This is a genomic window from Roseibacillus persicicus (assembly GCF_014651675.1).
GTDB lineage: Bacteria > Verrucomicrobiota > Verrucomicrobiia > Verrucomicrobiales > Akkermansiaceae > Roseibacillus > Roseibacillus persicicus.
On record NZ_BMXI01000015.1, the window covers coordinates 53,268 to 75,895 of the forward strand.

The 22,628-nt window shown below is 55.8% G+C and carries 19 protein-coding genes; 1 reads left to right on the plus strand and 18 read right to left on the minus strand.

What is annotated here, in order from left to right:
• The first annotated feature begins 136 nt into the window (after positions 1 to 136).
• Positions 137 to 3,586 (plus strand): family 20 glycosylhydrolase, encoded by a 3,450-nt coding sequence (locus IE099_RS16115; protein WP_189572090.1) that lies wholly within the window; start codon positions 137 to 139, stop codon positions 3,584 to 3,586.
• Positions 3,587 to 3,673: 87 nt separating this feature from the next.
• Here IE099_RS16115 and IE099_RS16120 read toward each other — a convergent pair whose 3' ends face one another.
• The 18 genes from IE099_RS16120 to IE099_RS16205 form a co-directional block, all read right to left on the minus strand.
• Complete coding sequence (locus IE099_RS16120; RefSeq protein ID WP_189572093.1) at positions 3,674 to 3,970, minus strand: winged helix-turn-helix domain-containing protein; 297 nt, start codon at positions 3,968 to 3,970, stop codon at positions 3,674 to 3,676.
• 78 nt (positions 3,971 to 4,048) lie between these two features.
• Positions 4,049 to 4,378 (minus strand): DUF3240 family protein, encoded by a 330-nt coding sequence (locus IE099_RS16125; protein WP_189572096.1) that lies wholly within the window; start codon positions 4,376 to 4,378, stop codon positions 4,049 to 4,051.
• 2 nt (positions 4,379 to 4,380) lie between these two features.
• Positions 4,381 to 5,328 (minus strand): sodium-dependent bicarbonate transport family permease, encoded by a 948-nt coding sequence (locus tag IE099_RS16130; protein ID WP_189572099.1) that lies wholly within the window; start codon positions 5,326 to 5,328, stop codon positions 4,381 to 4,383.
• A gap of 122 nt (positions 5,329 to 5,450) precedes the next feature.
• Positions 5,451 to 6,143 (minus strand): carbonic anhydrase family protein, encoded by a 693-nt coding sequence (locus tag IE099_RS16135; protein WP_189572102.1) that lies wholly within the window; start codon positions 6,141 to 6,143, stop codon positions 5,451 to 5,453.
• 144 nt (positions 6,144 to 6,287) lie between these two features.
• Positions 6,288 to 6,590, minus strand: coding sequence for a monovalent cation/H(+) antiporter subunit G (mnhG, locus tag IE099_RS16140; protein ID WP_189572105.1), 303 nt, complete (start codon positions 6,588 to 6,590; stop codon positions 6,288 to 6,290).
• The gene (locus IE099_RS16145) at positions 6,587 to 6,829 is read right to left on the minus strand and encodes a monovalent cation/H+ antiporter complex subunit F (RefSeq protein WP_189572108.1); all 243 of its coding nucleotides are present in this window, start codon (positions 6,827 to 6,829) and stop codon (positions 6,587 to 6,589) included. The genes mnhG and IE099_RS16145 overlap by 4 nt, the downstream gene beginning before the upstream one ends.
• 10 nt (positions 6,830 to 6,839) lie before the next feature.
• On the minus strand, positions 6,840 to 7,160 hold the full coding sequence (locus tag IE099_RS16150; RefSeq protein ID WP_189572365.1) for a Na+/H+ antiporter subunit E: 321 nt from the start codon (positions 7,158 to 7,160) through the stop codon (positions 6,840 to 6,842).
• Positions 7,157 to 8,644, minus strand: a complete 1,488-nt coding sequence (locus IE099_RS16155; protein WP_189572111.1) for a proton-conducting transporter transmembrane domain-containing protein — start codon at positions 8,642 to 8,644, stop codon at positions 7,157 to 7,159. Before IE099_RS16155 ends, IE099_RS16150 begins: the two co-directional genes overlap by 4 nt.
• Entirely contained in the window at positions 8,641 to 8,934 is a 294-nt protein-coding gene (locus IE099_RS16160) for a sodium:proton antiporter (protein ID WP_189572114.1), read from the minus strand. Before IE099_RS16160 ends, IE099_RS16155 begins: the two co-directional genes overlap by 4 nt.
• Positions 8,935 to 8,941: 7 nt before the next feature.
• The gene (mbhE, locus tag IE099_RS16165) at positions 8,942 to 11,602 is read right to left on the minus strand and encodes a hydrogen gas-evolving membrane-bound hydrogenase subunit E (RefSeq protein WP_189572117.1); all 2,661 of its coding nucleotides are present in this window, start codon (positions 11,600 to 11,602) and stop codon (positions 8,942 to 8,944) included.
• 12 nt (positions 11,603 to 11,614) lie between these two features.
• Positions 11,615 to 12,511, minus strand: coding sequence for a universal stress protein (locus IE099_RS16170; RefSeq protein ID WP_189572120.1), 897 nt, complete (start codon positions 12,509 to 12,511; stop codon positions 11,615 to 11,617).
• Between the two features lie 181 nt (positions 12,512 to 12,692).
• A complete protein-coding gene (locus IE099_RS16175; protein WP_189572123.1) occupies positions 12,693 to 15,911 on the minus strand; it encodes a type I restriction endonuclease subunit R in 3,219 nt (1,072 codons plus the stop codon).
• On the minus strand, positions 15,908 to 17,350 hold the full coding sequence (locus IE099_RS16180; RefSeq protein WP_189572126.1) for an ATP-binding protein: 1,443 nt from the start codon (positions 17,348 to 17,350) through the stop codon (positions 15,908 to 15,910). The genes IE099_RS16175 and IE099_RS16180 overlap by 4 nt, the downstream gene beginning before the upstream one ends.
• Positions 17,351 to 17,368: 18 nt before the next feature.
• Entirely contained in the window at positions 17,369 to 17,734 is a 366-nt protein-coding gene (locus IE099_RS16185) for a virulence RhuM family protein (RefSeq protein ID WP_229809549.1), read from the minus strand.
• A gap of 10 nt (positions 17,735 to 17,744) precedes the next feature.
• A complete protein-coding gene (locus IE099_RS16190; protein WP_189572129.1) occupies positions 17,745 to 17,915 on the minus strand; it encodes a hypothetical protein in 171 nt (56 codons plus the stop codon).
• Positions 17,912 to 19,876, minus strand: a complete 1,965-nt coding sequence (locus IE099_RS16195; protein WP_189572132.1) for an AAA family ATPase — start codon at positions 19,874 to 19,876, stop codon at positions 17,912 to 17,914. The genes IE099_RS16190 and IE099_RS16195 overlap by 4 nt, the downstream gene beginning before the upstream one ends.
• 29 nt (positions 19,877 to 19,905) lie before the next feature.
• Positions 19,906 to 21,339, minus strand: coding sequence for a restriction endonuclease subunit S (locus IE099_RS16200; RefSeq protein WP_189572135.1), 1,434 nt, complete (start codon positions 21,337 to 21,339; stop codon positions 19,906 to 19,908).
• 98 nt (positions 21,340 to 21,437) lie between these two features.
• Positions 21,438 to 22,604, minus strand: a complete 1,167-nt coding sequence (locus IE099_RS16205) for a PDDEXK nuclease domain-containing protein (RefSeq protein ID WP_189572138.1) — start codon at positions 22,602 to 22,604, stop codon at positions 21,438 to 21,440.
• Between the last annotated feature and the right edge of the window lie 24 nt (positions 22,605 to 22,628).

Below are 22,628 nucleotides of genomic sequence, written 5' to 3' on the forward strand. Positions count from 1 at the left end.
GGTGAGGTTTCAACCTGTTCAATATCTGCACAACTTCCTTTCTATTTGACTTCTGTGACGGCTGTCGTTTGGTGGAGTTTGCTCGGTCTCCGCACTCTATTAAGAGTCGGAGAGGCTTGGTTTCTTCGCCCCGATTATGAAAAATATTCTAACTTTGCTCGCTGTTTTTTTGTGTTGTCTGGTGAACCCGGTGGTCGCGTTTTCGCCTCATCCTCAGTCCATTATCGCTGGTGAAGGCAGATTTGGTTATTCGACCGAGACTCGGATCTTCTACGAGACAAGAGTCTCTCCTCGTGCAATCGAAAGCACGCTGCGACCTCTCGCTGAGGTCTTTGCCGGGGAGCTAGAGATCCTCACCGGGATCAAGCCCCTGCTCGTTGAGAAGAGTGGGAACGTGGAACCTGCAAGTGGCGATATCTCTTTGGAGTTTTCAGCAGTTCCCGGTGACTTGGTATTGAGCGAAGAGGACGAGGATCAATCCTATGTGCTCGAGGTGGGTGAGTCGGTCAAGATAGAGGGGGCGTATTACAAAGGGATATCTTACGGAACGGTCACCTTCTTACAGGCACTGGAGGAATCGGAGGGCTCGTATTCGGTTCCGCAGATGACGATCTCGGACTCTCCTGCTGCGGAATACCGCACGGTGATGATTGATGTCGCCCGCCAACCCTCTGGGCTCGGGATGTTGAAGGAGGTTGTTCGCCTGGCTCGTCAGTTCAAGCTTCGCTACGTTCAGCTTCACCTCACAGACGACCAGCACTTCACCTTTCCCTTCAGTCCCGTTACCGATAATCTCAGCAACAATTTCACCTATAGCCGGGCCGAGTTGTTAGACCTTGTTGAATACGCGGATGCGAGGGGAGTGACCCTGATACCCGAGTTGGATCTTCCGGGCCATTCTTCGAGATTGCGTGAGTCCGGTTATCTCAATCCATCAGCGAATGATGCGGATGTGGCGGCGCCAGCCAATTATTCAAAAATAGAGGCAATCATTGATGATATGTTGAGCGTATTCGTGAACTCACCCTACTTTCATATCGGAGGGGATGAGTCTCAGGCTGGCTCCGCACTGGAGCCGTTCTTGGCAAATATCAATGAGCACCTTCGCGGAACTCCCGTGGGCGGAAAACGGAGGATGTTAGTCTGGGAGGGCTTTCATGGCGCACCTGTCAATTCTCTCCCCGCGACTGGCGATGATCGAGTGATCGTGCTTTCTTGGGAATCTTCCTATAACGCGCCATGGGACCTCCTCAACGCCGGCTATACCGTGGTCAACGCCTCGTGGAAGCCGCTCTATGTGGTGGGCAATCGCTCTGGCGTTCGTTACGCGCACTCCCTCCAGCGGATGTGGTCGCCGGAGGTGATTCACACTTGGAACAAGGATACCTTCATGCATTGGGAGCCCGGCCGTCCGGTGTTCGAAGACGCGGGACCCAACGACCCGGATGACGATGACGGGGTCTGGGACGCCAATTGGATTGAGCGTCAAGATCAAGTCATTGGAGGGCAAATGCTCAGCTGGGAACAGAATGAAAAGAGCATCGTCGGAGACCTCCTGCCCCGCTTGCCGGTGATGGCGGATCGCTTGTGGAATCCAGTGGATAGCGAGGATTATGCTGGCTTCGAGGTTCGCTTGGCGGGGGTGAGAGAAAAGGCTTTGGCCATTGTGCATCCCGTGGAAATTCTGCCCCTCAGCGAGGACCCCGAGGCCTTTCTATCCAACCCGGATTATCGCAACTACACCGGCGACAGTGTTTCGATTGAGCTACGCAACCGCACCAAGATACCCGGCACGATTCGTTATGAAGTGGGGGGCTCTAACAACTCTCTCAGTGCTTTGAATTTTGACGAAATTCCCGAGACCACGCCGACGAGCACGGCCTACTCGGGTGAATTCAATCGCACCGGTGGCTTCGGGATTCGCGCGGCATTGTATCGCCAGGATACTGGCGAGCTAGTGGATGGACACGATTATCAGTTTTTCAGCAATCTGGAGAATCGGGTGCGAGTGACGTCCTATCACGTTCCCCGTCGTCCGCTTGGGCAGGTGCCGGATTTGGCGAGTTATGAGCAGACGGAGATCAAGGCGGTTTACGAACTTCCGATTCTCCATGGCCCCTATATTCACACCGAGAGTATCGGTCAAAAGCACGATGCGATTCTCACCGTGCCGGGAACTGGAGAGTATGAGTTTGAGCTCCGGACCAACCAGGGACGCGGGAGCTTCTATCTTGATCTCAACAAGAATGGTCTTTGGGATGCCGATGAGTTGCTCATCGCGGATACGACTCCGGATGAAGCGGCCAAGGACGCTCGCGTCGTGCTCAATGCCGGCGAATATCGTTTCCGCTTGGACCACGTGACGAATCCTATTGGTGCCACGATTCTTTTGGGTATGGAAGGCCCGGGAACGGGCGGGAGAAAGGACATTCAGGAATATCTGAGCCTCCCGAATGAACCAGTTGGTCCTCCCATTGAACCACAGCCGCTGAATCCTGCAGACGAGGCCGTCGGTATTACGCCTGACGCGCCTTTCCTTTGGACCGCGAATGGTGCGACCAGCTACGAGGTCTATCTTTGGCGGACCAGCCAACCAGAACCCACCATGCCTACCGCGACGGTTTTTGGCAGTTTCTACGAGCACGACGGGCTGGATGAGCTCACAGCCTATTCTTGGAAAATCGTCTCACACAACGAATTGGGTTCAACGACTAGTTCGATCTGGAACTTTACGACCGGAGCTCGGCCTGAGATTGGAGCTCTTTTGCTGCATGAGGAGTTTGATGGCTATTCGCCCGGTTCGATCATCGGGCAAGCCGCCCAAGGGTATGGGTTGACAGGGAACTGGGAATTCGGCGGGAGCGAAGGCTCTTTTGAGCTGGGACCTGGCCTTTCGGGAGAAAATGGCTTGCTGGTGACCGCCACCGGTGCGGGTGATCTGGATGGTAAAATTGCGCATACCGTCGAGGAGTGGGGCAGCGGGGTTCTCTACCTCAGCTATCTTTGGTATGAGACGTCGTTCTGGGGTCATGTCTACGTTTCCGGTGGGGGCAGTTGGGAGGGGGCGTTCGGACATGCTTGGACGAGAGCCTGGGGAATCAATAACGCGAGCGAAGGAGTTGCCTATGATTTGAACCGCACCTACCGGCTGGTGGCTAGGATAGACTTCGACGAGGGGAGCACTACGATGTGGGCCGACCCACTTGCTGAGTCTGACCTCCCGGTCGCGTTCAAGAATGAAGCGCAGGCGGCCCTCCCTCGTAGCTTAATCCTACGATTCTATGGAACCGATGGAACTATTGATGACCTCCGGGTTGGAACCAGTTTCGAGGGAGTGATTGCTGATTTAAGCAATCGCGAACTTGAGCTACTCAGCTTCACTTTGCAGGGGACGCAAGGAACATTGAGCTTTCGTGGAAGCGTGGGGGTGAGTTCCTGGCGAGTGATGGCTTCGACGGATTTGGTAGCCTTCGATATTGATGAGACCTCCAACGCGGTGATTACGGAAGACAGCCCCGGAATCTACACTGCGGAGCTCGACCTAACTGGTTTTCCCGACCGATATTTTCTGCGGGTGGAGGGGTAGGATGCTTGAGCTCTGTCTTTCAGTTGACCTCCGTCGTTATTCTTTCGGGGAGGCCTTTGGCTCCTACTGGCACCCACTGGCGACAAGCTACGAGAGGATGTCGAGCAGCTCGCCGATGGAGTGCTTGCTTTCCAAAGAGTGCTTCAGACGCTTCTTTCGATTGATGGTGTAAATGTTACGCCGGCCGTCTTTCTTGATTTTGATGACCCCGTCCTCGGTCAATTCAGAGAGGATGCGTTGCACTGCTCTTTGGGTGATTCCGACTTGAGTTGCCATGTCGGAGATGCGCAGGGTGGGTTCACGCGAGAGAACAACCAAGATATGGAAATGGTTGGTCAAGAAGGTCCATTGGGTCTTTTTCGCTGGTTCGCCGTTAGTTGCCATAAAGGGTGAAGTTGAATTCTTGAATGAAAAAGCATGATTCAAGAGTCAGGGGAACTCAAGTCCTAAGGTGAATGCTGACTAGCTGCTTTTTGATTGAGAGGGTTGAGCGAACTTGCCTCCACGTAACACCGCCACATCGCTCAGCCAAGCGATAACGGCGTAGTTGTCGAAGAACTGGGCCGAGATTCGTTCCAGGATTTGCTCAGCCCCTTGGGGGGAGATGATGGCCTCGATTTTCAGGTTGGGACCTTCCCAGTCGCTGGCCCGCACTCCGCGGGAGCCTTCGCCTTCCACCCGGCTGATGGTGAATCCGGTGATGTGATGCTCTTTCAGCAGCGTGATGATCTGTTCCTTCAGGAGGTTCTCCGTCACGATGGTGAGGAGCTTCATGGTGGTGGTTTGGGACATAACTAGGAGAAGTGTTGCGCGATTTTCAGGAAAAGGGGAATCCCGATTGCGAGGTTGAAGGGAAAGGTGACTCCCAGGGATAGGGTGAGATAGATGCCGGGGCTGGCCTTCGGGAGGGCGATTCGAACTGCCGCGGGGGCCGCGATGTAGGAGGCACTACCCACCATGGCACCGAAGACGGCCGATCCTCCCGCGTTCATCCCGACCATGGTGGCTGCGATGGTGGCCACGCTGCCGTGGATGGTGGGGAGGAGGCAACCGGCGACAATCAGTCGCCAGCCGGCGGTCTTGAGGTCGCGAATCCGGCTGGCGGCAACCATTCCGAGTTCGAGAAGGAAGAGACAGAGCACTCCCTTGAACGGAGCGATGAAGAAGGGCGCCACGGTGGCGATTTTTTCTGCTCCACAGGCCCAACCGATGGCGAGACCGCCCATCATCAGGAAGATGCTCTTGCCCGTGATGACCTCATGGAGAGCGGTTTTAAGTCCACCCGGTTTGCTCTGACGGGCGAGCAATAGGCCAATGATGATACCGGGGATTTCCAGAATGGCGACGAGGGCGGGGAGGTAGCCACTGGCAGGCATGCCGGCGATTTTGACCGCTTCCAGGGCCGCGACAAAGGTGACCGCCGAGACGGACCCATAGTGCGCGGCACAAGCAGCGGCGTTGACCTGGTCCAGTCGGCCGAACTTATTCAGGAGGAGAAAGGCGGAGAGTGGAGTGATAACCCCGAGAGCAAGGGTGAGCGCGATGGGCCCAAGCAGCTCGCTGGGCGGGGTCTGGGACAGGGAGACCCCTCCCTTTAGCCCAATGGCAAAGAGAAGGTAGATGGAGAGGGCCTGATAGATGGCGCTGGGGATTTCCAGATCGCTCCGAACCGCTCGGGCGATGATCCCCAGGAGAAAGGCGAGCACGACGGGCGAGATGAGATTTTGAATAACGAGGTCCAAAGGAAGAGGGGTGTGTGGTTATCGAGAGAGAGAGAACAGGGGTGAAAAAAACGGGCTTTGTGAGGAAAGCCCGTTCTTGGTGTGAATCTGATTCGTGAGAATTTTGGGAGAAGCAGGAGGCTTTACTCCTGCAGGGTCACCGCGCCGGTGTGGAGAGAGTAGACCCCGCCCACGATTTTGATTTTTCCTTCCTTCTCCAGGTCGGCGAGGACTTTGCTGCGTTCGCGGATGTCATCGACGGTGAGAACCACGTTCTTCTCCACCACGTCCGCGACGAACTCCTCGTTCTTGGACGAGCGATCGTCTTCATGGCCTTCCACCTTGTCAATCGCGGGAGTAATCTGGTCTAAGAGGGTTGTTAGGTTGCCCATCTTGACGTGGTCGCAGGCTCCTTTGACCGCTCCGCAGGCCTCGTGTCCGAGGACCATGATGACCTTGACCCCGCCAACCACTGCTGCAAATTCCATCGAGCCGAGCTGTTCATCAGTCTCGATATTACCCGCCACCCGGCCGACGAAGAGGTCGCCAATGCCTTGGTTGAAGACCTGCTCCACAGGCACGCGGGAGTCGACGCAGGATAGGATATAGGCTTTTGGAAACTGACCCGCAGTGCCGGCTTCGCGGCGCACTTCGATATTCGGGTCGATGGATTTTCCGGCCACATAGTCTTTGTTTCCCGCCATCAGATCCGCCATTACCGATTCCGGAGTCAGGGACTTTTGAGTCTCGGCGGTTGGGGCGACTTTTGCCTCTTCGGCAAAGGCGATGCTGGAGGTCAAGAGGGCGGCGGCGATAGCTAGGTTGGAGTATTTCATTTTTCTTTCTTTCGTTGCGGGACCGAACGCGTTTCCGCTCCGGGCCCTTGAGTGCAGCTTCTGCCCGGTTGATTGGTGGGCGGTGCCTGCGCTCATAATGCTATAGTTGTCGCGTATTTAGAAACGTGCAAATAATTTCGTGTATTATTTTTCTCTTTTTTCCGGTGTGAACGGCATTCTGGTCTTTTCGGGAACGAGACGACGGGTGATGGCGTGACAGGCGAGGGGAGCGGTCAGAAAGACGAGGAAGACAATGGCAATGGCAACTCCCACACTGGTCGCGGTGCGAAACTCCAGCACCGCCGCAATGGCGCAGAGCGCAACCCCCAGGGAGGACGCTTTCGTTGCCGCGTGAATGCGGCAAAAGGAGTCGGGCATGCGGAAGAGGCCGAGCGAGGCGATGAAAAAGCAGAGGCTACCCAGGAGTAGAAAGAGTTCGGAAATCATGGCTTGATAAGACGGGACAGAATGAGGGTGGAGATGAAGCCGAGCAGTGCCAGCGTGAAGGCGTAGAGCAGCGAGAGTTCGCTTCGGTTGGTGATGGCCAGCAGGATGGTCAGCCCAAGAAGTTGGAAGGTCGCAATGTCGACGACGATAACGCGATCGGCATAGCTCCCGGCCTTGACCAGTCGGGCGAGACTGACCAGGAGGGAGAGGACGAGGAGAAGAGTGGCAGCAGTGAGCATGGAGATTTCTTTAAATAGGGAGCTTGGCCACGATGGACTCGTAGCGGGATTTGAGGTGGTCGATAACGGGCTGAGGATCGTTGGCTCCATAGAGTGAATGAACGATCATGGTGCGGCCGCCTTCTTCCTCGGCCACCGAGACGGTTCCGGGGGTCATGCTGATGAGGCAGGCCAAGAGAAGCCGCTGTCTGGGAGTGAGCGGTTGCAGGGGCACATTGAGCAGGACGGGGGCGATGCGCTGCCTCGGGAATAAGACATCACGCGCCACCAGGAGGGAACCTGTTAGAACTTCCTTGAGATAGAAGAGGGGAAAGATGAGGAGGGATTTCATTTGGACTGCTGAAGAACGGATTCGAGATAGGCGGAGGGATCGAGCAAGGAGCTGGCGGCCTGTTCCGCAAAGGCGAGGATGGGTCCGGTGCAGAGCCCGACCGCTATCGCGACGAGAGCCAGAACGCCCGAGGTCAGCGCGAGGATGAGGAGCGGGGCGGGCCGGGACTCATTGGATTCGCCCCAAAAGACAGCGCGCCAAATCTTGAGCATGGAAAAGACGGTGAGAAGACCCACTGCCACAATGGCCGCGGAGGCGACCCATTCTTGTCCAGCTAGTGAGGCTTGCAGGAGGGCGAATTTGGCAAAGAAGCCAGAAAGGGGAGGGAGGCCGGCCAGGGAAAGAGCGGGCACTGCAAAGAGGAGGGCGATGAGCGGAGAGCTCCGCGCGACCCCGCTGACTTTGCCGAGGTCGGAGGACCCGGCATGTTTTTCCACCAGGCTGGTGGCGAGAAAGAGGTTGGCTTTCACTATGATGTGATGGGCCAGATAGAAGATGCCAGCGGTCAGCGCGAGAGGGGTAAAGAGCGCGAGCGCGAGGGCCATGTAGCCCACCTGACTGATGATGTGAAAGGACAGGATGCGCCGCATATCTCCCTGGGCCACTGCTCCCAGAACCCCGCCCACCATGGTGAGGATGGCAACGACGAAGAGCAGGTTCTGATGAGGAAAGCTGGTCCCGTCGGAGAAGACCATCCCGAAGACCCGGTAAAAGGCATAGAGCCCAATCTTGGTCAGCAATCCTGCAAATAGAGCCGAGATGGCGGGCGGGAGTTGCGGGTAGGCCCGGGGCAGCCAGAAGGCCAAGGGGATGAGCGCGGCCTTGATGCCGAAGGCGCCGAAGAGCAAGGCGGCGGAGCTGTCGATGAGAAAGGATGATTCCTCTTCCCCAAAGCGCAGGCGCAATTCCGCGAAGTTCAAGGTTCCGGTTTTTCCATAAATGAGCCCCGCTGCGGTGAGAAAGAGCAGGGAGGATACGAGGTTGATCACGACATAGCGCCACGCGGCCGCGCGCCCGTCTTTGCCCCGAATCATCGCCATGATGGAGAAGGACGAGAGCAGGAGAACCTCGAACCAGACGTAGAGGTTGAAGAGGTCGCCTGTTAGCAAAGCTCCATTGGTTCCCAGGCTCAGTGTGAGAATCAGGGGATAGAGGTGCCGACGCTGATAGTAGCTCGAGAGAGTATGGGCACAGAAGATGAGGGAGGCCAGAATCACCAGCTGGCAGACCACCAGCATGATGGTGGCAAAGGCATCGGCCACCAGCACGATGCCGAAAGGCGCGGGCCAGTTTCCGGCATGGACGGCATGGACCGAGCCATCGGCAACGACGGGAACCAGCGCAATGCTGGCTGCGAGGGTTAGGGCGGTGGCAACGACCGCAGTCCAGGCCGCGGCCTTGGGTCGAGTGGGGAGGCAAAGGGCGACGAGAGCACCGATGAACGGCGTCAGGAGGGCAGCTAAGATGAGAAGTTGTGGGGTCATGAATCGGAGCTGCGAGTCAGAAGAGTGAGGATGAAAGCCAGGATGCCAAAGCCGATGACGATGGCGGTGAGAACAAGGGCTTGGGGGAGAGGGTCCGCCATGTCGCGCGATGATTTGGAGATGAGCGCGGGAGCGTTTTGCTTCAGCCCCCCGGAAGCGAGGATGATGAGGTTGGCTCCCTGACTGAGAAGAACCAGTCCGACCACAATGTCGATTTTCGATCCGCCCAAGAGACGGTAGATGCCGGAGGCGATGAGGAGGCCAATTGAGATGGCGATAAGTGTTTCCATTGATTTGTTAGCTGCGCGAGATGTGAAAGTGACGGAGGTAGTTCATGGTGAAACCAATCACGGTGAGAAAGACTCCCAGGTCGAACAATACGGGAGTCCCCAAATGAAAATCGCCCGAGTGAAACCAGAGTCCGGTGAAGAACGGGAGACCCTGCGAGAGAGGGAGAAGGGCCGAGAGGAGCGCAATCGCGAGACCTCCAATCAGGAGAGCGCGGGAAAGATTTCTCATGCGCCGGGGAGTGAGGGCGGGGCTATTGCCCAAGAGGCCGAGTCCAATCGAGGCGGCGACTAACAGGGCCGCGATGAAGCCTCCGCCCGGGGCATTGTGACCCCGCCAGAAGAACCAGAGGGCGGTCGGAACCAAAAGCGCGATGACCAGTGGTAAACCCGCGGACATCCAGGAACTGGCAGTAAGTCCCGGCAGTGGAGCCCGCGAGCGAGCGGCTCCCAGTGCCGCATTGGCACCAAGAGCCGCAATGGCCAGCACTACGATCTCGCCAAGGGTATCGAGAGCCCGGAAGTCAACGAGGATGACGTTGACGACATTGGCTCCAAAGGCAGAGGGCTTACTTTCCGCAAGATAGAAATCAGATACCGGGTGGTCCCACTCCAAGGCCATGGACTTGAGGATGAGGATGGTCACGAGAAGTCCCGCGGAGGCGGCGAAGGTCGCGCGCCAGATCTTTCCCGTTACCTTCCTGGCCTTGTGACGGGCCTTGAAAAGCACGCCGGCCATCAGGAAAAGAATGAGGGTCTCGGCCAGCAGCTGGGTCAGGGCCAGATCGGGCGCGCTGAACCAGAGATAGATGAAGGAGATGAGCAAACCCACAATCCCGAGCGACACCAGAATGGTGAGCGGAGTCTGGGCGCGCGCGGCAACGATGGTGGAGATGGCCAGCGCCGGGGCAAGGGCGAGGAAGATGTTGTATTGGTCGGAAAGGTTGGCGGTGAGATTGGGCCACTCGGTCACCCGCAGGGAGATGGCCGCCACGATTCCGATCGCCGCCAGCATGATGGCGAGGTGGGTATTGAGGGTGCCTTTTTCCAAGAGGCGCGAGACGCCTTTAGCGATGAGCAGGAGAGCGCGCACGAGGGTGTCGTAGACTTCTTCGAAGAATGATTTTTCCACCGTCTTGCTGCGTCTCCGCACGAGCAAGGCCGTGGCCGCAATGGAGAGTGCAAGGGCTCCCAAGCCCAAGCCGAGGGCAGGATTCCAACCGGCCCAGAAGTAGAAGCCGGAGACGGTTTTCCCGCTCAAAGAAGTCGCGGCCTCCGCCCAGAGGCTCTTGTTGACCCAAGGGTAGGCGATCAGACTCAGGACTACTGCAAGGGCGGGCAGGGTGGTCGCCAGAGAGAGCGCGGCAGGCACTTTTTTCAAAGGCGGGGCTTGCTCGGGACGCTTCAGTAGCAGGGGCAGCAGAAGGCGTAGGCCCACACACAGGGCACCAGCCGCAGCCAGCGCAGTGGCGACCGCGAGCCAAGGGGAAGACTCCCACGCGGCGGCGAGGAGATACTCTTTCCCTAGGAATCCGGGGAAGGGCGGCAGGCCTAACAGGGAGGCAAGAGACACGACGATGATTGCCCCCGTCCACGGCAGGTGGGCAATGGCTCCGCGCAGGTCGGGAAGCTGGCGGCTGCCAAAGGCTTTTTCCAGATTACCGGCAGAAAGAAAGAGGGGAGCCTTGTAGAGGGCGTGGGCTGTTAGAAAAATCACGAAGGCCTTCAAGGCGGCGGGAGTGCCGATTCCCGCCAGAAGGGTGAGAAAGCCCAAGGCCGCCAGCGTGGTGCAGGCGAGCAGACCCTTCATGTCCTGCTCACGGAGTCCCCGTATCACGGAGACCGCAACGGTGAGCAGACCGATGGTGGCAAGAGTCGGGGTCCAGACGGGATGCGCGCTCAGGACCGGAGCGAGGCTGGCCAGCAGAAAGACCCCAGCCTTGACCATGGTGGCGGAGTGGAGAAAGGCCGAGACCGGAGTGGGTCCCGCCATGGCATTGGGCAACCAGAAGTGGAAGGGGAACTGGGCAGACTTGGTGGCGGTCCCCAGAATGATGAGGACAACCGCCGCCGTGGCCAGAGGGCTGTTAGAGAGTTCGACCGCCTGCAATCCGGAAAGAGCAGTGGCTCCGGTTTCGAGGGTGAGGAGCACGAACCCTACTAACAAAGCCGCGCCACCGAAGAAGGTCACGAGCAAAGCCTGCGCGGCCTTGGCCCGGGTGTCCTCCTTTTCATGATGGAATCCGACCAGCAAAAAAGAGAGCAGCGAGGTCGCTTCCCAGAAGAGAAAGAGCAGGAGAAAGTTGTCCGACCAAATCACCCCCAGCATTGCGGAGGTGAAGAGCAGCAGGCAGGGGAGAATGGTCTTCAGGCGGGGATTCTGCGCAAAGTAGGTGGAGGCGTAGAGGATGATGCCACTGCCAATGGTGAAGATGAGAAAGCCAAACCACGCCGAGAAGGGAGTGATGCGCAGGGCGAAATCCATCCCCAACTGCGGGATCCAGGCAGTGTCAAAGAAGAGGTCTTCCCCCGCTGCCACGATGGGCAGCAGAAGTCCTCCTGCCGCTAACAGGGCAATGGCCGCAAAGGGACCGAAGGCCTTGCGGGGAAAGAATGGAACGAACAGGGCGAGGAGCGCTGGCAGGGCCAGCAAGAGAAATGGTGAGGGCATCGAGGGGGAAATCTATTTGGAAAGTCCAATGAGCTGGCGAAGGATTCCGAGGGTCTCGTTCTTCTTTTTGACGACCAGAACCGGGCGGTCGCAGTTGCGAATCACTTCAGCGGTCTGCCCGCCTAACAGCGTGACCGAGAGCGCTCCCCGACCATGGGAGCCGATGATGACGAGGTCGGCTTCGACCTTAGTTGCGGTTCTCACGATTTCCATGGAGGCCAGCGGATTTTCCGTGATGGTGAGTTTCCACGACTTGGCATTGTTCACCGTCTTTCTCACCAGCCGGGTGAGCTGGGACAGGGAGGACTGGTGAATTTCCCTTCGCAGGTGATCACGGGAGATGGCCATGGTGGCCCGCGAGTCCATGGGGAGCTTCATCACGTGGAGGGCTTCCAGTCTGGTCTCCTGCTGGGCCAGGCTGGAAAAAGCCTCCGCCCACTCGAGCGCGAGCTCGGAGAGGTCCGACAGGTCGATGGCGGTCAGGATGGAGGTGAAGGCGGGTGGGCAGTCAGCGGGCACGAGCAAAACGCCCACGGGACTTTTGCGCGCCAGACGCTCTGCAAAGAGACGGCTGTCGAGGTCGCAGACCGGCAGAATCACGAGGTCGTAGGTTCCAGCTGCGAGATGCGCGAGAACCAGCTTCAGCGGATTGCCGGTTTCGACAAAGACCTCGGTCTCAGTCGCTTCTTCAAACTCGGCAGCCCACTGGGAGAGCTTCTCGTGCTCGCCCTGCAAAAGGGAGTCTTGCCCTTCGAGGGGAGGGAAATCGGGGAGGTGATTTTCCGTGCAGGAGATGAGGTCCACCTTTCGCGCTCCGGCAGCCCGTGCGATCGTCTTGGCCCAAGCGATTGCGTTGGAACCATCGGTGTGAGAGGGGAGGAGGGTAAGGACGTGCTGGAATCTCTTCATGAAAATTGTTTCATGAACAACAAAGCACGAAAAATAATGCGTGCAACTAAAAGCGCATTTTTTCGTCTTTTAATTTTGGGGAAAGAGTTTTGCTGCTCACTCCGCGCCTTTGTGAGGTCGGCGTGCAGGTCACGACCTGAGCGTCTGATGCTCCTCGTTGGCAGCCCGGGCCTGTTACGCTCTAGGCCGCCTGATACTTCTTGAAGTTCTCCGCCTGCTCGAAGATTTCCTGATAGACCTCGTCGCGGTCCACCGGCGGATAGCCATTTTCAGCAAGGAGGATGATGAGGTCGACCTTCAGTTCCGCTTTGATGTCGGCCCTCTGACTCCAGTCGGTGTATTTCGCTTTGTCGTCCACGACCGTTTTTACCTTCTTGGCGAGGGTGATGAGTTTCTCTTCGGGATACTCGAAATCATACTTGTGGGCGAGAGTCTTGAGGATGTCGTAGAAGGACTTTTCTTCCAAATCGATTCCCATCTCACCGAAGGATTGTTTCTCCTTCTGGAGGGCGTGGATCAACTCGATCATTTCTTCAGGAATGGTGTCTAGAAAGCTACTGTCTAAAACGTCCTTCTCGTCTCGCTCGTTGTATTTGTTCACCAGCGCCTGGAACTGCTTGCTAAAGTCTACGCCCTTGACCTTGTTGACCTTTTTAAAGTCCTCGATAGCTTTCTTGAGCAATTGCTGGAGCAACTTAATCTTGGTGTTGGGCAGCTTAATTTTTTCGATTTTGGCCAGATAATCGTCGCCGAAAATATCAATCTCGGCGGCGCCATCTTCGCCCAATTTAAAGATTTCCTCGATGCCATCGCTCTGGAGCGCTTCGGAAATCATTTCACGCACCTTGGCATTCATCTGGGCACTGTCGGGGGCATCGCCTTTGGTCAGCTTGGCCACGATGGAGCGCACGGCGAGGTAGAAGTGGATCAGGTCGCGTTCCTCTTGCGTAAAGGCGTCGCTTCCGCAGCAGATGTCATAGGCGGCTTTCAGACGCTTGACCAAGGCCATGATCCGCTTCTCGATCTTGTCGGTCAGTTGGACGAACTCAGCAGCCCGGTTCAGGCAGTGCAGTTGTTCGGTCGGGGTGCCGGTGAAGTAGGGGGCGGTGTCGAATTGGTGGAAGACTCGTCCTAACAGGTCCAGGTGGTCGCGCACCACGATGAGGGAGGCCTCGATTTCTTCGATGTTGCTGCTGTCTGCCTTGGAGTAATGCGCCAGCGCGAGATTCATCTGCTTCTTGATGCCGATGTAGTCGACGACAAGGCCCTTTTTCTTGTTCGCAAACTTCCGGTTCACGCGAGAGATGGTCTGGATCAGGTTGTGGCGTTGGACCGGCTTGTCTATGTAGATGGTATCGAGGAAGGGCACGTCAAATCCCGTCAGCCACATGTCCACCACGATGGCGATTTTGAAATTGGATTCCGCTTTCTTGAACTGGGTATCGAACTTCTTGCGCTCGTCCTTGTTGCCGAGCAGATCGTAGAGCGCCTTCTCGTCGTCCTTGCCGCGCGTCATCACCATCTTGACGCGTTCCATCGGTAGGATTTCCTTTTTCTGTTGGTCGCTTAGTTCCACGCCCTCGGCAGCGACCCTTACCTCGCCCCACTCCGGGCGCAGGGCGATGACTTCTTGGTAAAAGGCATAGGCAATTTGGCGACTGCTACTCACAAAGATGGCCTTGCCTGCCACCGTCGAGCCTTCCTCAATTCGCTTCTCATAATGGGCCACAAAGTCCGCCGCCAGCGCTGCGATGCGTTTCGGGTCGCCGAGGATCGCGCCCATATTGGCCATTGTCTTCTTGCTGTCTTCGATGGCGTAGTCACTCGCTCCGGCTTCGGCGCATTGGTCGTAATACTTCTCGATCTCCTCCAGCTTGCTGTTGTCGAGGATCACCTTGGCGGCCCGGCCCTCGTAGACGATGGGCACCGTGATCTCGTCGGCCACCGATTCGGTCATGGTGTAGCTGTCCACCACCTCACCAAAGACATCCAGCGTGGCATCGATGGGCGTGCCGGTGAAACCCACGTAGGTCGCATTCGGGAGCGAGTCGTGCAGATACTTGGCAAAGCCAAAAGTCCGTTTCACTCCGTCTTCGGTGACCTTGATCTTCTGATCCAAGTTCACCTGACTGCGATGCGCTTCATCCGAGATGCAGATCACATTGGTGCGATCAGTTAGGAGCTCGGTGTCTTCGGTGAATTTGTGAATCGTGGTCAGAAAGACCCCGCCGCTATTTCGCCCCTTCAGGAGACTTCGCAAGTGTTCGCGACTCTCCACACTGACCACGGACGCATCGCCGAGGTAGCCCTTGCCACTGGTGAATAGCTCTGAGAGTTGCCCGTCCAGATCGGTGCGGTCGGTGATGAGGACGATGGTGGGGCTAGAGAGCGCCACGCTCTTCATCAGCAGCCGCGCCAGGAACAGCATGGTGTAGCTCTTCCCGCAACCGGTCGCTCCAAAGTAGGTGCCGCCCTTGCCATCGCCTTCCGGCTTCTGATGGGCGAGAATGTTTCGATACAGTTTGGTCGCAGCGTAGTATTGGGGATAGCGGCAAAGAATCTTCTCCTCCTTGCGCGAGGTGTCGGGCAGGTAGACGAAGTTGCGGATGACATCGATTAGGCGCAGGGGGTTGAAGAGCCCCTGCATCATTGTGTAGAGCGAATTGATACCGTCCTTCTCGACCAGTTCACTGCCATCTGTCTTGCGCCAAGCGTAGTAGAACTCGTAGGGGGCGAAGAAGGAGCCGACCCGATTGTTCGAGCCGTCGCTCATCACGCAAAAGGCATTATATTTGAAAAGCTCGGGGATGTCGCGCTGGTAGCGGGTGGTGAGCTGCACGTAGGCCTCGTGAAGCTTCACTTCCTCGCGAATCGCACTCTTGAACTCAAAGACCACCAGAGGCAGCCCGTTGACGTAAAGAATACCATCCGGGATGCGCTTCTCGGACCCAAGGATTTCCAGCTGAGTGACGAGCTTGAAAATGTTTCCGCTGCCTCCATAGACCACCTCATTTTCCGCCACGATGTTCGGCACCTCACCGGACTTCGGCTGGCGAAAGTCCACTAAGTCCGAGTAATCCATCAGTTGGATATAGAGGTCCTTCTGATTGCGGTCTTCGCGCTTCAACAAAAAGCCATCCGAGACCAGCTTCATGATGGCCTTGTTGCTCTCGTAGAGGTCGGCGGCGGAGTAGGCTTCCAGCAGCTTGATAACGGCCTTGATTTCCTGCGGCGTGATGTGGTCGGCCGCATACTGCCTGGCCAGAAAGGCTCGCAAGTCGGCCTTGATGAGCACCTCTTGCGGTTGGCGCTCAATCGCTTCGCCCAAGACATGCGGATAGCCCTCGACTCCGAGGAGTTCGATGATGGCGGTTTCGAGTTGGGCTTCGGTGAATTTCATGAGTCGATGACCTCCCAGTGGCCGCCTTTGTCTGCGCCGATGCGCTTCAACCGACCTTCGTTTTGTAACGCTTTGAGATTGCGTTCGATGCTTCGAGTCGTCACCCCCGATTTCTCCGACATTTCAGAGATAGTGATTCCCTTGTTCTCAGAAACTAGGCGTATGATTTTCTCCGACGTTTTCTCCGACGTTTTCTCCGACGTTTTCTCCGACGTTTTCTCCGACGTTTTCTCCGACGTTTTCTCCGACGTTTTCTCCGACGTTTTCTCCGACGTTTTCTCCGAACTTTTCTCCGAACTTTTCTCCGAACTTTTCTCCGAACTTTTCTCCGACGCCCGCAGCAGCTCCACCAAAACGCCGCCGGAGCGTTCTTGGAACACCGGTTCCGCGAGTCCTGCCGCCTTGCAAGCCTCGCTGATCTTTTCCACCCCGCGCCCCCAGGAGTCGATGTAGCCGGCTTTGTAGCAGACCTCGGCAATCAGGGGATTGCGTGGGATCGATTCATGGGGCTGGAAGAGTTGCTCGATGCTGAGTTCTTCGGGCAGGTTCCCGGCGTTCCATAGCGTAAGACGGTCGTCGTAGACCTTCATCTGGGTCATGCTGCCGAGGTAGTTGCGGTGGACGAGGGCGTTGAGCAGCATCTCACGCAGGGCTTCGACCGGGTATTCCAGTTCTTCGATGCGCTGGATGCCTTCAAAGCGCACCGGCTTGGTGAGGAACTTTCGCTCCAATTGTTCGACAATGTCGGGCAGCATGGCAAGGAGGTTGCCCTCGCTGACTTCCTGGAATCTGAGCTCGGTCTCGCTGGCACCAAAGCGGCCGATCTTGACAAAGAGGTTGGGGTAAAATTCTCCTGGGTCCTTGCCAAAAAGCACCAGTGCAGCCCGGGTGATCCCCTCGCGGGTCGTGAGGCGCAGCTTTTTCAGAATCTCCGTATCAGATAAATCGGACAAGTCCGGCAAGCGTCCGGCCTTGGCGGCGTCGCGCTTGAAGCGCTCAATCGCTGCGGGGTCGATGTCCTCCAGCGTCGCCTTGGGTTCGATGACCCGGTCCCAGGTGAGCCCCATTTTCTTGAGCAGAAAGTCATTGAGCGCGGCACCTTTGAGCTCCTGTTTGACGCTGCCGGAACGCCAGTAATACACTCCGCGCAGCGAGATCGGAACCGATGAGGGGGCCACCGTGATTTCAAGGTGGGCCTTGCCGTTCTCTTCATGCAGATCCACCTTCGGCATCAGGCCCAATTTGTCCCTGATTTTGTTTGGAAGGTCTTCCAGCAACTTCTCCGCCTTGGTCAAGCCGACCACCTGGCCCGAATCATCCATACCGACGAAAATCCGCCCCCCCTCGGCATTGGCAAAGCCACAAATCCACTTCAGGTAGTCGTCATGCCATGACTCCTTCCATTCGGTGTTTTGGGATTCTTTGCGGGATGGTTTCATTGGTTGGTGGTTTGTTGCTTAGGAGCTTAACATGGGGGCAAAAGTTTTGAAATCTGCGGAACTGGGTGCAAGGGGCGATTTTACCCGAAATCCCACTGCCAAAATGGCTTCCAGATTGTAGTACTGCACATCGTAGGATTTCCCGTCGGCGGCAGTTGTCCGGAAACTCCGGAAAACTGAATCGGCCTCCAACTCGCCTTCTTCGAACAGGTTTTTCAGGTGCTCGCTGATGGTCTTTTTCGAGCGTTCGTAAAGCTCGCCCATCAAGGCCTGTGAGAGCCAGATCGTTTCGTTTTCGAACCGGCACTCGACCCGCGATTTTCCTTCCTCGGTGGTGTAGAGGAGGAATTCGCCAGTCGGGGACATCTCTGGTTCTTCAGGCATAATCTGTTTTTTAGACGTTTACTTCGGCGGCGTATTGCTTGGCGAGGAAGGCGCGGAGATCGGCCTTGATAAGGACTTCCTGCGGCTGGCGCTCAGTCGCCTCGCCCAACACGTGCGGGTAGCCCTCGGCTTCGAGAAGCTCGATGATCGCTGATTCGAGTTGGGCTTTGGTGAATTTCATGTCGCAGCTTTCAGTGAAGACAGTGTGTCAATGAGGCAGGACGGGAGAAGTTCGAGATACTTGCTCGTCTGATAGTCGATACTTTTGCTTGCTCCCTTGGATACAACGTTGCTGGTGAATGCTCCCTTGAAGGGCGGAGTGTTGTTGAATACAGCCAAGATCAGCGTCTCAAGGTCGTGACCCCGCTTCTTGATCCACTCAGTCGAAATCTGGACACTCTTGTGTTGGTAGTAATCAACAGTTTCTACATTGCTTTGATCTATACCAAGACTGGTTTCCAAATTACTGATCAAGCCTGAGATTTCGGCAGCGGTCATTCCGAGGAGGCAAGTTGCATTGTCATCTGAGCCGGACCAACTTGGCAGTAATGCTGAACCACCATTGTCGATCATTAGGGCGAGAAGGGTTAAAGGGTCGTAGAGGTAGTTCTCCAATGCGCTGCGCTTGATCACCTTAACACAGTCAGTCTCAGTGTTACTGTTTCCTTCGGGATCCCAGTCTACTAGCCCTTTGAATTTTGACAGACCCAAGTCTGACAGCTTTTCGGCCCATTGGGTTGTTTGGTCACAGCCTCCACCGATGCCTGAGTCGCTCGTCGAGGATGCGGGGATGAACCTCAAGCTAGGTGTGGAATCGACAATTCCTTTTGAAACGAGGCGGTCGTGAATCTTCTGGTAGTAGTCAGCATCGTCGTTTGCCTCCGTGATTATGATTCGATCGTCAGGAAGAACCGCAAGGAATCCTGAGGTAAGGATAGATGACGCTTGGGATGTGGTGATCTTCTCCAGAGTTTTATCACTCCGTTTTAGTTCATAAACCTCTGCTCCATTAGCTTCTCCTAGAGCGACCGTGCTCGGGGAGTGTGTTGCAAGGATCACTGAGATGCCCTGATCAACGAAATACTTCTTGAGTGTTTGAAGAACAATGTCGGTGAATGAAGGGTGAAGGTGGGCGTCGATTTCGTCTAACAATAAAACCTCCGGTAGCGCTTTAATTCCATCGTGCGCCTGCGACTGATACCTGAGAGCGATCAGCGCTAAGAGGTTCTTTTCTCCTGAAGAGAGATCTCCAATGGTTACTGTCTCGCCATTTTGCTGGTCAATTAAACGCAATTGGTAAGCTCCTTGTAGGTCGTAAATCGTCCCCTCAGGCTTATTGAATCGATATGGAAGTTGGCCGATTTCAAGGATGTCATTTGCAGCTATCCACGGCTCTACCCCATAGATTTCGAAAAACTCTTCATCCTCTAGGTATTCGTAGTCTTTACCTTCATTTTTGGCATAGTAGCGATTAATCTTATTGTATTCGTAAGATCCGAGCCATGCGGAAAACTGCGAAGCGAGTTTAAGTTGAATAGCATTGTCGCTAACAATTCCTATGGGAACCTTTCTCAAATCCTCTTCAGCAAGACTGGCAATATGGCAGCCACTTTCTTTGGCTGCATGGTCTGCCAGGTAGATTGAGCCGCCCACAGAGGTGGTTAGCTGCTCGCTGATCTTTGAGAGTTGTCGCTTGATCGGTTCCTTGTAATTCAGAGCGGATTGAGAGTTGTCCGTCGAGAGTGGTGCGGCCTGTAAAGCTGCTTCCAACTCTTCGTCGGTTAGCGAGAAAAGCTCCATTGCATCGATTTCGGGCCCTATTCCCCAACCATCCAGCTGTCTTCGAAGACCCCGAAGAAGTTGGTCTCTTTGTGAGAGGAACTGATCTATTGCAGCCTTTCGATCATTGTAGGCCTGTGCAGGCGTAGACGACTCCTCGATCGAGGCCTGAAAGCTGGTCGAGTTGTAGTATTTTAGCTTCTGTCTTGCGATGCCGCTGATCGTCAGATTGCCTCCTGCCAGAGCCTCTAAAAGATGGGTTTTGCCGGATCCATTAACGCCTGTGATAATCGAAAAATCGCTTAGCTCTTGAGGGCTAAAAGCTTTGATTGATTTGTGGGGTGTCTTGAATCGGATTTCCATTTTGCTTCGTGATTAATTTCGCAGTCACCTTAACTCCTATTTGCATGCGCGGACAATTCGCCGGAGATGAGTTTCGGGAGGAGGGTGTCGCGGAGTTTTGTGAGCGTAGCGGATTGTTGCAGTCGGTGATATTGCGCCGTGTTCTGAGAGTCGACCACCGTAGAAAACGCCTCTTGAATCTTCAATGAAGGCACTAACATAATCATCTTCTTCAAATGGGTCGGGCCAAAATGGTTCAGAACACTTCCGGCTCCGACCATCAACACCTGATTCTGGAAATGGAACGATGTGAGGTAGTGGCGGATGTATCGTTGAGTTGTCTTCGTTAGGATCGGCCTAAAGCCAATGATGCCGGTGTAGGGGATTGTGCCTACAGCTTCATTATCCACTTCTGCGACTCTGCCTAACGATGCGCTCGAACTGAGCAAAATATCTCCTTTAGCGAGGCGGAACTGAGACCACTTAGAATCGACTTTGTCTGGATCCAAGTAGTTGCAGCCATCCAACAATGAGACGCCGCTTTTGAGTCCGGCTAGCCGAATGAGGGGAACCCCCTCTTCATGAAAGTCTCTTGCAAGAATACCTGGTCCTTCGCGAAACGTGCTGGCTTCGGGCATGGGCAGAACCTCCCAACCTTCTGGAATCCAGCCCAGTTCATCGTTGAATTCAAACGCGGTGGGGAAGAGGGATTTGGGAACAGAAAGGGTTGGGTGGTGAATTGAACCCTGTTGGGTGGTGCCGTTGGCGAGGGCTTGGCGGCGGACTTCGGCGCGGGGGGCGAGTTCGTCGGGGATAGGATTGCCGGCGGCGAGGGCATTGTCGATCACCGGGTCAAAGTCCACAAACCAGCTTTTGAAGAGCGCCTGCGCCATCCCTTCCAGCGTCGCATTCATCCGCCGATTCAACTCAATCTTGTCATCCAAGGTGCCCAAGATGTGAGCGATCGCTTTTTGCTCGGGGAGGGGTGGGATAGGGATCGGCAGAGTCCGAACGGTGGACATGTTCAGCCGCTCGGCGACTGTGCCATCACGAAACGCGAGTAGGTAGTTTTGGAGCGTGGCTGAGTTAATCCAAATACGTAGGAAGCTCGGGTTGATAACCTCGGATTTGGGCCTGATTAGAACCATTCGTTGACCGAGGCACACTTTGGTCCCCGGAGGGATTTCTGCCGCATCACCAAAGTAGGTGCCCTCACGACTAAACAAGATGTCTCCGGGTGACGGTTCGGCGCGCTTGATTCTCTCCTCGTAGGTTTCCTGTGAGACGAATACAGCATTTGAAGTATCAAAATACCCTTTCCGGATATCCTGAGTCCTAACCATGAAGATTCCCTCGTCGACGAGCTTGGGTGTGGAGTGCGGACAATCGAAAACTCCATCGCAAATCGATTCGAGCGAGTGAATCTTCCAAGAGCTATCGACACCGATTAGCGGCGGCCCAACATATTCTTGCTCAGCGACCATAATCCAAACCCTCCTTTCCGCCTATGGCTAGTGATGCATTTTGAAGCTCCTTCGCCAAGGCTTCGGCGCTCGAGATGATGAGAGGTGAGTTGATGCGTTTACTTTTCATCATCGAAGTCCTGTTGCAGTTCGGCTTCCCATTCTTCGATGGAAGGGAGGCTGGGCTTGAGATTGTCGGGGAGAGATTTGGTGAGTTGGTATTCGGAGACGCCGATGGGTTTGGAGATGTCGCTGAGGGCATAGTCGGCGATGAGTTTGTCTTTGGTTTTGCAGAGAAGGATGCCGATGGTGGGCTCGTCGCGCTCGCTGCGGAGGGTTTCGTCGACGGCTTTGAGGTAGAAGTTGAGCTTGCCCGCGAACTCTGGCTCGAAGTCGCCGGTCTTGAGCTCGATGACGACGTAGCAGTGGAGCCGGGTGTGGTAGAAGAGAAGGTCGAGGTAGAAGTCGCGCTCGCTGACTTGCAGGGGGACTTGGCGGCCGAGGTAGGCAAAGCCTGCCCCGAGCTCGATGAGGAACTTGGAGATGTGGTCGGTGAGCTGGTTCTCGAGGTCGCGCTCGTTGTGTGCCTGGGCGAGGGTGAGGAAGTCGAAGATGTAGGGGTCCTTCAAAACCTGTTGCGCGAGGTCTGATTGCACGGGCGGCAGGGTGGTGGCGAAGTTGGAAGTGGCGGAGCCTTCGCGGGAGAAGAGGTCGCTCTCGATCTGATGAACGAGGACGGCCCGGCTCCAGCCGTGGGTGAGGGTCTGGCGCACGTAGTGGAGGGCTTCCTCGATGGAGGAACACTTGGAGATGATCGCGATATTGTGGCCCCAAGGGATGGAGGTGATCGACTCGAGAATGGACTCAGGCAATTTGGCAACAGCTTGTTGCCCAAATTGGCCACAGGCTGTGGCCAATTCAGTGAGCGTCTCATTTTCAACAGGTTGTGAGTTTTCTTTAATTTGGCAACAGCTTGTTGCCAAATTGGGAGAGTGCTCGAGGTAAAAGTGACACCACTGCCGAACAAGACGAATATTTCGATAGGAAAAGCCTTTGAGGGAAGGAAAGGCGTTGCTCAAATCGATGCTCAGTTGCTTCAAAAATCCGCTCCCCCAAGTGGCCGACTTCTGCTTCTCGATAATCTCACACCCTAGCTCCCAATAGAAAGTGAGCAGCTCGCGGTTGACTGAGATGGCAGCTTTCGTCTGGACCTGCTGGACGCGGTCTTTGAGTTCACCCAGCCATTGGGCGTAGGAGGGAGAGGAGAGGTCGTTACTTTCTGCCATAACCAAGGGATTGAAGGTTTTCAG

Bases quoted from the DNA above. Each gene is read 5' to 3' on its own strand.
- IE099_RS16115 (WP_189572090.1), top strand. From the start codon at position 137: ATGAAAAATATTCTAACTTTGCTCGCTGTTTTTTTGTGTTGTCTGGTG.
- IE099_RS16120 (WP_189572093.1), bottom strand. From the start codon at position 3,970: ATGGCAACTAACGGCGAACCAGCGAAAAAGACCCAATGGACCTTCTTG.
- IE099_RS16125 (WP_189572096.1), bottom strand. From the start codon at position 4,378: ATGTCCCAAACCACCACCATGAAGCTCCTCACCATCGTGACGGAGAAC.
- IE099_RS16135 (WP_189572102.1), bottom strand. From the start codon at position 6,143: ATGAAATACTCCAACCTAGCTATCGCCGCCGCCCTCTTGACCTCCAGC.
- mnhG (WP_189572105.1), bottom strand. From the start codon at position 6,590: ATGATTTCCGAACTCTTTCTACTCCTGGGTAGCCTCTGCTTTTTCATC.
- IE099_RS16145 (WP_189572108.1), bottom strand. From the start codon at position 6,829: ATGCTCACTGCTGCCACTCTTCTCCTCGTCCTCTCCCTCCTGGTCAGT.
- IE099_RS16150 (WP_189572365.1), bottom strand. From the start codon at position 7,160: ATGAAATCCCTCCTCATCTTTCCCCTCTTCTATCTCAAGGAAGTTCTA.
- IE099_RS16155 (WP_189572111.1), bottom strand. From the start codon at position 8,644: ATGACCCCACAACTTCTCATCTTAGCTGCCCTCCTGACGCCGTTCATC.
- IE099_RS16160 (WP_189572114.1), bottom strand. From the start codon at position 8,934: ATGGAAACACTTATCGCCATCTCAATTGGCCTCCTCATCGCCTCCGGC.
- mbhE (WP_189572117.1), bottom strand. From the start codon at position 11,602: ATGCCCTCACCATTTCTCTTGCTGGCCCTGCCAGCGCTCCTCGCCCTG.
- IE099_RS16170 (WP_189572120.1), bottom strand. From the start codon at position 12,511: ATGAAGAGATTCCAGCACGTCCTTACCCTCCTCCCCTCTCACACCGAT.
- IE099_RS16175 (WP_189572123.1), bottom strand. From the start codon at position 15,911: ATGAAATTCACCGAAGCCCAACTCGAAACCGCCATCATCGAACTCCTC.
- IE099_RS16180 (WP_189572126.1), bottom strand. From the start codon at position 17,350: ATGAAACCATCCCGCAAAGAATCCCAAAACACCGAATGGAAGGAGTCA.
- IE099_RS16185 (WP_229809549.1), bottom strand. From the start codon at position 17,734: ATGCCTGAAGAACCAGAGATGTCCCCGACTGGCGAATTCCTCCTCTAC.
- IE099_RS16190 (WP_189572129.1), bottom strand. From the start codon at position 17,915: ATGAAATTCACCAAAGCCCAACTCGAATCAGCGATCATCGAGCTTCTC.
- IE099_RS16195 (WP_189572132.1), bottom strand. From the start codon at position 19,876: ATGGAAATCCGATTCAAGACACCCCACAAATCAATCAAAGCTTTTAGC.
- IE099_RS16200 (WP_189572135.1), bottom strand. From the start codon at position 21,339: ATGGTCGCTGAGCAAGAATATGTTGGGCCGCCGCTAATCGGTGTCGAT.
- IE099_RS16205 (WP_189572138.1), bottom strand. From the start codon at position 22,604: ATGGCAGAAAGTAACGACCTCTCCTCTCCCTCCTACGCCCAATGGCTG.